Here is a 9,593-nt window from a genome sequence, read left to right as displayed (position 1 = left end):
TTCCATAGCCGTCGTCGAGGTGCAACGCCTGATCGGATATCAGGATCAAGGGCGTGGCCACGATGTAGCACGTCAGTGCCATGCGGCCGACGGGCTGGCCTCCCCGACCACCTGCACGACGTCTACCGCGGCAGCCAGGAGACCCCGGCCGGGCGCGCCTTCTACGGCCCCGGCGAGGGCTCCATGCGGGACCTCGCCTCGCGCGTGCCCGCCGACCCCCAGCGGTTCATCGTCGACGGGCACGGCGACCCCGACGGCATGCGGGTCGGCGACCGCCGGCTCAGCGTCGACGAGGTCGCCGACCTGATCCGCAACGACCCGAACTGGGACGGCCGCGAGGTGCTGCTGCTGTCGTGCGAGACGGGCGACGGCCAGTTCGCCGCCCAGCTCGCGCAGCGGCTCGGCGTGCCGGTCACCGCGCCGCACGGCCTCGCCTGGTCCGACTCGGACGGGAACGTGTACGCCTCGTCCGGCCGCCCCGGCGAGGACGGGCGGACGCGTCCCGACCTGCCGCCGAACGGCGGCTGGCAGACCCACCGCCCGGACGGCTCGGCCGCCCCGGTCGGACGCGACGGCTACGCGCCCGGCCATCCCGTGCAGGACGGCGGGACGAGCGATCCGGCGCGGCCCGGCGACGGGGACGCGACCCGCGGTTCGCCCTCCCAGGACCCGTGGAACCCGCCGCAAGTGGACAGGGCCGCCACGCAGGACCACGCGCTGCGGCCCGACCAGCACGCCGCCGACGTTGACTACCCGAAGCGCGAGGGCCGGCACCGCATCCTGGCGCTGGACGGCAACGGCGACCCGGTCCTCGACCCGAGCGGGCAGCCGGTCGTCCGGTCGATCGTGTACACGAACGCCGACGGCCAGGTCACCCACGTCACGAACCCGCAGGCGGAGGGCGAGCCCGGAGCGCTCCGCGATCCCAACGAGAACATCGACCTGACGCAGCCGAGGCCGGGCGTCGTCCACCAGATCGACTTCGGCCAGGGGGACCCGCACGTCTTCGTCGGCGGCGAGGACGGGCGGTCGCCGGCCGCGGCGCCGTTCGACCCGCCGACTCACACGGCCGACGGTGAGCCCCTCAACGAGGTGACCCGGACCCACAATCCCTCGGACGGGCCGTACAGCGCGAGGCAGCCGCTGGACGCGGACGCCAGGATCGAGGTCCGCGACGGGGACGGCCGCCTGCACGGCATCTTCTGGACGGACGGCGACGGCAACATCACCCACGTCCGGACGTGGTTCGGCGACAAGGACGGCGTCGCCAACTACAACCCGGAGCTCGGGCTCCTCTCGCACAAGAACGACGGGGTCCCGCTTCCCAACGTCAACTACATGGTCGAGCCGCGGGACCGCTTCGCGACCCTCGACCCCGCGGACTTCGACCCGAGCGACGCCGTCCGCCGCGGCGACCTCGGCGCGCTGCGCGAGGACGACCCGAACGGCATCCCCGGCCAGACCACCACGGCCGGCGCCAACGGGCCGCAGCACCAGGTCCCTCCGGGCACGTTCCTGTTCCACACCGACGACAACGGCCAGACCGACATGGCCACCGGCCGGCCCGACTACGCGGTGGGCGGCGGCGCCCGCTACGGGGCGCAGGGCCACGTCGGGCACATGGGGAACAAGGAGTACTCCGGCACCCGGTTCAACGGCGGCCACATCTTCGGCCACCAGGGGCAGGGCCCGCGCGAGCGCATCAACTACTTCCCGCAGTGGGAGGTCGAGAACCAGGGCCAGAACGCCCACCAGGTCACCCGCCCCGAAAGCTGGTTCGGGCTGGAGGAGCGGCTCGCCGCCCTCGACCAGGACCCGCTGAACAACCGGCGGATCGGCCGGTTCGAGTTCTTCGCCGAACCGAACCGCACCGTGGACGGCGACCTCGCCTACACGCCGCGGGTGATCCACGCGCGGTGGTCGGAGACCGACTTCAACACCACCCCGCCGACGACGACCGTCCACTACCGGTCGTTCTACAACCTGCCGCCGAACCAGCACGGCACGGCGCCGACGCTGCCCACCGACGCGAACGGCAACCCGAAGGGTCCGGCGCGCCCGTTCGGCTGGACGGACCCGGCGCCCAGGTCGGCGGGCGAGCCGCCGGAGCCGATGGCCCGCTCGGCGGACCCGACGCCGCCCGACGACGCCGCCTCCCGCCCGGACCCGGCGGACGCGCCGCGCCCCGACCGGCCGGACGCGCAGACCCCGGAGACGCAGCAGACCCCGGAGACCTCGGAGACGCCGCAGCGGGCGTCCGACGAGGTCATGCGGAGTATCCACGACGACCCGGCCGTCCGGGACATGCTGGACCAGGCGGGCGAGCCGCTGGGCGACCAGCTCCGCACCCAGCTGCGCGACACGCTGCCGAACCACCCCGAGCTGGCCCGCATCATCGCCGGCGACGGCCTGAACGACGTGGAGACTTCTCTCCGCGAGTCGCTGCTCGCGAGGCCGAAGACGCTGAACAGCGTGCTCACCCACCCCGAGGCCGTGCGGATCCTCGAAGGGGCCGTGCACGACGTCAACGAGCGCGGCGCGGACGCCATCCTCGGCGGGGACCGGGTGAAGGCGCAGCCGACCCCGCTCACCCCGGACCAGGAGCGGATCAGCCGGGACCTCGCCGACTCCGTGGTGAACGAGCGGCGGCCCGGTGAGAGCCGCGAGGCGCGGGTGGCGCCGGACCAGCCGGACTTCGACCCGTCCCGGGTCGACCCGGACCAGGGACGCGACGACCCGTACCTCAACGAGTACCTGGACGGCCTCTACGCGGCCAAGCACGAGTCCGAGGCGCTGCTGCACGCGCTCGTCCACGACCCGGAACTCGCGGAGATGGGCGCGGACCCGAAGCTGCGCCCCGGCGACAAGGACCGGGTCCGGGCCCTCGACAAGATCATGGGCGACTACGAGGGGGACGCGAGCCGCCTCAACGACCTGCTCGGCGCCCGCATCCAGTTCCGCTCCGTGGACGGGCTCTACCAGGCGCTCGGCAACATCCAGCGGATCGCCGGGGAGCACGGCGTCCAGATCGTGTCGGTGAAGGACCGGATGCAGAACCCGGTCCCGAGCGGCTACCGCGACGTCCAGCTGACGATCCGGATGCCGAACGGGCACATCGGCGAGCTGCGGCTGCACCTGCGCTCGATCGACGACGTGGCGTCGTACGAGCATTCGCTGTACGAGGTGCGCCGCGACCTGCCGAACGTCGCCGACAACCAGAACCGGGCCGTCACGCCGGAGGAGCGCGCGCTCGACGAGGCCATCAAGCAGCGCGTGATCGGCCGCTTCCAGCAGGCCCTGGACGAGGCGCTCACCGACCCGCCGCCGCGCGCCCGCACCGCGGGACCGCAGCACACGCCGCCCGCCGACGCCCCGGCGGCGCGTCCCGAGCCGGCGTCCCGTCCCGAGCCCGAGGCACGGCCCGAGCCAGAGGCACGGCCCGAGCGCGAGCCCGCGCCCGAGGCACGGCCGGAGACCTCGCCGCGGCCGGACGTGGCGGCCAAGTACGGCTGGTACTCCGAGCCGTCGCCGCAGCCGCCCGCGCCCGGCGCGCCGGCCCCGGACCGCGGCCCCGCCGACACCGGCCACCCCGCCACCGACCGGACCGGCACGGACCGGACCGACACCGACCCGGCCGAGACCGACCCGGCCGCCACCGACCGGACCGACCAGACCGATACCGACCCGGCCGACACCGACCGGACCGACCAGTCCGACGCCGACCCGGCCGACGCGGACAAGGCGGACGGCGGCGACACGGTGCCCGGCGACCTGCCGCAGCACCTGCACGACGTCTTCCGCGACAGCGACGGCACCCCGGCCGGCCGGTCGTTCTTCGGCCCGGACGAGACCGCCATGCGCGACCTCGCCCGGCGCGTCCCGCACGACCCCGACACGTTCGTGGTCGACGGGCACGGCGACCGGGACGGGCTGCTGGTGAACGGGCGGCGGCTGAGCGCCGACGACCTGGCCGACCTGATCCGCAACGACCCGAACTGGGACGGCCGCCAGGTCATGCTGCTGTCCTGCCGGACCGGCGAGGGCGACTTCGCCGCGCAGCTCTCCCAGCGGCTCGGCGTGCCCGTGGTGGCTCCGCGCGGGCTGGCCTGGTCGGACTCCGACGGCAACGTCTACGCCTCGTCCGGCCACCCCGACGCCGACGGCCGGCAGCGGCCCACCTGGCCGCCGGACGGCGGCTGGGACGTGCACCGCCCGGACGGCACCGTCCTCGCGGGCGACAGCGCCCACCCGCCCGGCCGCACCCCGCCGCAGGACGCCGACGGCGGCCCGCCGCAGGACGCCGAGGCCCGCGGGATCCGCGACTGGCTGCGGCCCGAAGGCCGGACGCATGCCGACGGCGTCCACCGGTTCGACACCGACCGGCAGGGCGAGCGGTACGGAGAGAGCCGTCTCGGGCACGTCTTCCGGAGCCTGCCGGAGCCGCTGCGGCGCGCCGCCTGGTGGTACACGCGGCAGTCCATGCCGAACCGGTTCCTGCGGCCCGGCGGCCCAGACATCGGCACCCACCTGAACCGGCTCGCGTGGTCGGAGTGGTCCGCCCGGCAGCTGCACCACCTCAACGGCGGGCGGATGCCGTCCCGGATGGAGGAGATCGTCCGGCTGCGGAGCCGCACCGACCTCGACCCGCACCAGCGGCAGCTCGTGGACCGGCTGCTGGCGCCGCCTCTGACGTCGGTGACGGCCCGCCTGGAGCAGCTCACCGCCGACTTCCAGGAGCGGAACTGGCTGCGCCAGTACCTCGGTGAGGAGCCGACGGAGCAGGCGTTCTGGCGGCGCATGGCCGAACTGGACCAGGCGCTCCACCAGCCGCTGCCCGAGCCCGTCCAGGCGGTGCGCGGTCTCGACAACCTGAACTTCCTGATCGGCCGGGACGGGCTGCCGCTCAACGGGCGCGACCCCGAGGTCCTGGTCGGCACGGTGCAGACCGAGGGCGCTCCCATGTCCACGTCGCTGGGGCGCAACCCGGCCGAGGTGGACGGGCAGTCGTTCGGCAACCGCGTCCACCTGGTGCTGCCGGCGGGCAGCCACGGGCTGTGGATGGGCAGCCGGAGCGCCTTCCCGGACCAGCGCGAGCTGATCCTGCCGCGCGGCACCCGGTACCAGATCACCAGCGTCGTGCACACCGGCTACGAGACGGTCACGCTCCGCGACGGAACCTCGGTGCGCCGGCCGACCTACGATGTAGAGGCTGTGGTCATCCCCCCGGGACCGCCTCCTCCGCCCAGGTCATGACCGTGATGGGCGGACGTCGACGTGAAAGGTGCGCGCGAGATGAGTGACCTGCCTCCCCCATGGGACCCGGGCGCTCCCGCCGGCGTGCCGGGGGCGCCGCCGGCGTTCCCGGACGTCCCGGAGCCGCCGGCGGCGGCCCCGTCGTACGCGCACTGGACCCGGGAACCGGTGATCTACTACTGGGTGCGGCTGCGCGGCCGGGTGATCGGCTGCCTGTGGGGGTCGACCGGCCGGCGGGCGGCCGGGTTCCTGCTGGCCCCTGACGTCTCGGAGGCGGAGATGTTCGCCGCCGACCGCTGGGAGGACCGGCTCGCCGAGGCGTACGCGGCGGACGTGCCCGCCGCCGAGGCCGTCCGGCGCTGGAAGGGCGCCGCCGAGGACCCGGTGGCGGGCGCGATCGCGGCGGACGAGCCCGAGCGGCAGGCCCCCGACCTGCGGGCCCTGCACCAGATCGTCGCGCCCGGCCACCCGGCGCCGGAGGGGCCGTCGGTGCAGGACGGCCGGTTCGAGGACGGGACGCCGGCCGACCGGTCGCAGGGGTTCGGGCCGCTGTTCAGCGTCCTGCCGCCGACCTACCCGGAGCTGACCGCCGCGCCCGTCCGGTACCTGCCCGTCACCCTCGACGGGACGGTCGTGGGCTTCGTGTGGGCGTCGGTGGACGGCCGGGCCGCCGGGTACCTGAGGCGGGAGCCGGCGGGCACGGCGGGCGAGGTCGCGGCCGGGCTGTGGAAGCTGCGGCTGAGCGACGCCCACCGGGAGGGCGTCCCGTCCCTGGAGGCGCTGCGGCGGTGCGCGCTCGCGCCCGCGGACCGGCTGTCGGGCGTCATCGGCCAGGACGCGCCCGTGCGGGAGCTGCCCGGCCTGGACGCGCTGCGCGAACTCGCGCGGCGGTGAGGGGGCGAAGTGGCCGAGAAGTATCCGCAGTACTACGCCTACGAGGGCAGGCCCGTGGCGTTCGTCGAGGCGCCCGACGGCGGGCTGCTCGTCTGGGCGCTGTCCGGGCGGACCGGCGAGTTCACGCTCGACCGGTCGTACGTGGACAAGATCTGGTTCGGCACGACCGCCGACATCGACACGCTGACCCGCGACGAGTTCGTCCAGCGGGTCGAGGAGTACCGGGGCCGGCGGCTGCGCGGTGACGGCCCGGCGTACGCGCTCTACGAGACCATCAACGGCCTCGAGGACGCGTCGCGCGCCGAGGCCCGCGACCTCACGCCCGAGGAGCGGGCCCTCATCCGCACGCTGCGCCTCCGCGTCCACGACCTGTTCGAGGCGGAGCTGCGCGAGCAGGGACGCCAGGGGACGCCAGCGGATTCGTAATGGCCCCTGAAACGCTCCCCGAGGTCCCGCAGGACGAGCACGCCCTCGTCGGGCGGCTCTACCCCGAAAGCGCCTGGACGTTCGTCTGGGCGCGCCGGGTCCTGCGCGACCTCGTCGGCGACCGGGTCTCGCGGTTCCTGGTGGGGCGGATCGAGCCCGGCCACTGGTCGGTGTTGCGCGGGGACGACGCCTGGCTGGCCATGAGGTGCGCGGAGGCGGATGGAGGCGGCGAGGCGAGGCCGTCCCACACGGCGTCCTTCGACTCGGCCGGGGACGCGGTGGCGTACGCGGCGGCAGGGCTGGTCGTCGACGCGAAGGTGACCGTCCACGAGGACCTCCTGCGGTTCCAGGGCGTCCTCGGCGAGTCCTGGGACGGTGCCGCGGGACGCCTCGTCCTGAGCCTGACGGACGAGGGCGAACGCCTTGTGGAGGCGGCCCGCGACGAGACGCGAACCCGCTACGGGACGTCCTTCCTCCCTCTCGGGCCGGTGATCGAACGCCCGAGGGGGTACCAGGTGATCCCTCGCGGACCGCGTCCGGACGGCGGCCCCTTCATCGCCGAGCACGACCTGTTCACCGCGCACGTCCGGGCCCGCCTCCCCGGCGAGTTCGGCGCGAGCACCGGGGAGGAACTCCCGGCGGACACCCTCCTGGACACCTACGCCCCCGCCGCCGACGAGCCCTGCCTGTTCACCCTGGAGACGCCGTTCGAGCGCCGCGGGCTGCCGGGGACGGGCGCCGGGCACGAGCGCAGGTTCTACGTCGTGCGGCGCCCCCTCGCGGTGTACGCGGGGTTCCCGGTCCGGGAGACCACCGTTCCCGCGCGCGGCACGGGCCCCTCGGACGCGGGCCGGGGCTATCTCCTGCCGCGTCCGATCGGCGCGCTGCTCGACGGCGGCGACATCGCCCGGATCTCCGAGGCGGAGACGCTGCGCCGCTACCGCGAGCAGCGCGAGTCGCGGCAGCGGCGGGACGGCTGACCCCATCCGGCGAGGAGGTGAGAGAGTGCTGAGCACGGCTGAACAGGACGCGCGGCTGGACGCGATCGCGTCCCTGCTCGCCCGCCTGGCGCCCGACGGCGCGGAGTCCCTGGAGTTCGCCTACCGCGCGGTGGGCTCCTCCTTCGAGCACGCCGGCCTCCCCTTCACCGCGCGGAACATCGAGTCGCTCCTCCCGTCCTCGGGCGTCTACCCGCTGGTCCGCGAACTCCGCTCGCTGATGCACGTCGACGGCGACGGCACCTGGCTGGAGATGCACCTCAAGCTCCGCCTCCGGCCCGCCGCCGCCCCCGAGTGGGAGGTCCGGTTCAGGAGCGTGGACGAGATCACGTTCATGGACGACGTGCCCCCGGCCGCCGCGGCCGAGGAACTGCGGACGTTCCCGCAGGCGCCCCACCGCGTCCCGGAGTGGATCGCGGAACTGGCGGCCGTCCAGGACGCGGCGGACCGCTTCGACCCGGACACCTTCTCCCCCCAGCCCGAACCGGACCTGGTGGCCGCCCTGCCCGACGGTCTCGCCGAGCTGTTCGACACGGCCCGTGCCAGGCTGCGCGACCAACTGCCCGAAGGCCCGGCGGGCCGGTTCCTGGTCGGCGAGCTCGCCGACGGCTGCTGGTCGGTCCTCCACCTGGCGCCCGCGTGGCTCGCCGCGCGCATGGACGGCGACGCCTGCGTCGAGCAGCGGGCTTTCACCGACCCGGCGGCGGCCGTGGCGTTCGCGGCGGGAGCCGTGCTCGCCGAGGCCGGCGCGGAAGTGAACTCCTCGGTGCTGCGGGGCGCCGGCGTCCTGAACCGGACCACCGACCGCCGCAACGGCGTCGACGCCTGGCGGCTCACGTCCGGGGACGGGAACGGGGCCCGGCAGCTCCGGCGCTCGATCGCCGCCGAACGCCCGCGCGGCGCAGACGTCCGGGAACGCCGCTTCTTCGCGCTGTCGCCGCTCGACAACAGGCCGGGCGGGTACTTCGTCGTCCAGCCCGGCCCGGTGCCCGCCGAAGGCGACTTCGTCAGCACCCACCAGATCTTCCAGTGGCACATCGGGAGCTCGCTCCCCAAGGCCGGCGCGCCAGAGCCCTCCCCGGTCGAGGACGTGGTGCTGGAACCCGGCACCGAACTCGACACCTACGACTTCACCAGCACCGGCAGGCTGTTCACCATCGGCACGCCGTTCGAGTGGCGGCAGCTGGACGGCTACCCCGAGGACGTCCCGCACCGCTTCTTCCGGGTGCTGCGGCCCCTCCGCGCGACGCCCCTCCCGCTCAGCGGCCGGACGCTCTACCGTCCCGGGGACCGGGGCCCCAAGCGGCTGCCGGACGCGCGCGGCCGGGGGTTCGGCCTCCCGCACTCGATCATCGACCATGTGGAGTCCGGCGATCTGACCGAGATCAGCGGCCCCGGCGGCGACCCCGTCCCGCTGCAAGACGACTGGGACGCGGACGGATAGCCGGTGGGCACGAGACCAATAGACTTGCGCGACGAAGAGAGGAGCAGCGACGCGATGACCCAGCCCCCCGCCGAGGTTCCGGTGCCGCCGCAGGGACCGCGGCCGTACGACCGGCAGCGCTACGAAGAGCTGACGCAGCGGCTCGGCATGGCCCTGCTGCAGGTCGCCCCCGCCGGCTGGCGCCGCATCGACCTGCGGATCCTCATGCTCGCCGGCGTCACCGACCTCCGGCTCTCGGTGATCATGCCGGACGGCTCCTCGCCCGCCGCCGACCCGCCCCGCGAATGCGCGCAGATCGCCGCGGAGCTGCGGTCCATGATGTACCGGACCGGCGAGGGCACCTGGTTCGGGATGCGGTTCATGATGGACCCGCCGAGCGCCTACTGGGTCAGCTTCAACGCCGACTTCGACCCCGGCTGGGACCCGCCGGCCGCGCCCGAGGAATGGGCCCGCGACCTCGCCCTGTTCCCCCGCGACGACGAGCACGTCCCCGGCTGGCTGCGCGAGCGCCTCGACCGGACCGCGGGCGCGCACGGCGGATGACTCCCAGGCCAGCCCCCGGACGGACGGAAAGAGGT

General features: G+C 74.6%; 6 protein-coding genes. All 6 read left to right on the top strand.

Annotation, left to right across the window (positions count from 1 at the left end):
• Positions 1 to 75 precede the first annotated feature (75 nt).
• From AB0K34_RS05760 to AB0K34_RS05735, 6 genes are read left to right on the top strand one after another with little or no spacing between them, the layout of a single operon-like run.
• A complete protein-coding gene (locus AB0K34_RS05760; RefSeq protein WP_364545922.1) occupies positions 76 to 5,253 on the top strand; it encodes an ADP-ribosyltransferase in 5,178 nt (1,725 codons plus the stop codon).
• A 39-nt stretch (positions 5,254 to 5,292) separates the two neighbouring features.
• Positions 5,293 to 6,147 (top strand): hypothetical protein, encoded by an 855-nt coding sequence (locus AB0K34_RS05755; RefSeq protein WP_138640552.1) that lies wholly within the window; start codon positions 5,293 to 5,295, stop codon positions 6,145 to 6,147.
• A gap of 9 nt (positions 6,148 to 6,156) precedes the next feature.
• The gene (locus AB0K34_RS05750; RefSeq protein WP_138640551.1) at positions 6,157 to 6,573 is read left to right on the top strand and encodes a hypothetical protein; all 417 of its coding nucleotides are present in this window, start codon (positions 6,157 to 6,159) and stop codon (positions 6,571 to 6,573) included.
• Positions 6,573 to 7,553: a hypothetical protein gene (locus AB0K34_RS05745; protein WP_364545920.1), complete on the top strand. Its 981-nt coding sequence runs from the start codon at positions 6,573 to 6,575 to the stop codon at positions 7,551 to 7,553. The genes AB0K34_RS05750 and AB0K34_RS05745 overlap by 1 nt, the downstream gene beginning before the upstream one ends.
• Positions 7,554 to 7,578: 25 nt before the next feature.
• Entirely contained in the window at positions 7,579 to 9,015 is a 1,437-nt protein-coding gene (locus tag AB0K34_RS05740; RefSeq protein WP_364545918.1) for a hypothetical protein, read from the top strand.
• A gap of 54 nt (positions 9,016 to 9,069) precedes the next feature.
• A complete protein-coding gene (locus AB0K34_RS05735; RefSeq protein WP_138640548.1) occupies positions 9,070 to 9,558 on the top strand; it encodes a hypothetical protein in 489 nt (162 codons plus the stop codon).
• Positions 9,559 to 9,593 lie beyond the last annotated feature (35 nt).

The organism is Actinomadura sp. NPDC049382 (assembly GCF_040677125.1).
Taxonomy (GTDB): Bacteria; Actinomycetota; Actinomycetes; order Streptosporangiales; family Streptosporangiaceae; genus Spirillospora; species Spirillospora geliboluensis.
The sequence above is the reverse complement of the archived record's forward strand: the minus strand, read 5'-3'. Positions and strand labels throughout refer to the sequence as shown.

Coding starts and splice junctions, on each gene's coding strand:
- AB0K34_RS05755 (WP_138640552.1), top strand. CDS start 5,293: ATGAGTGACCTGCCTCCCCCATGGGACCCGGGCGCTCCCGCCGGCGTG.
- AB0K34_RS05745 (WP_364545920.1), top strand. CDS start 6,573: ATGGCCCCTGAAACGCTCCCCGAGGTCCCGCAGGACGAGCACGCCCTC.
- AB0K34_RS05735 (WP_138640548.1), top strand. CDS start 9,070: ATGACCCAGCCCCCCGCCGAGGTTCCGGTGCCGCCGCAGGGACCGCGG.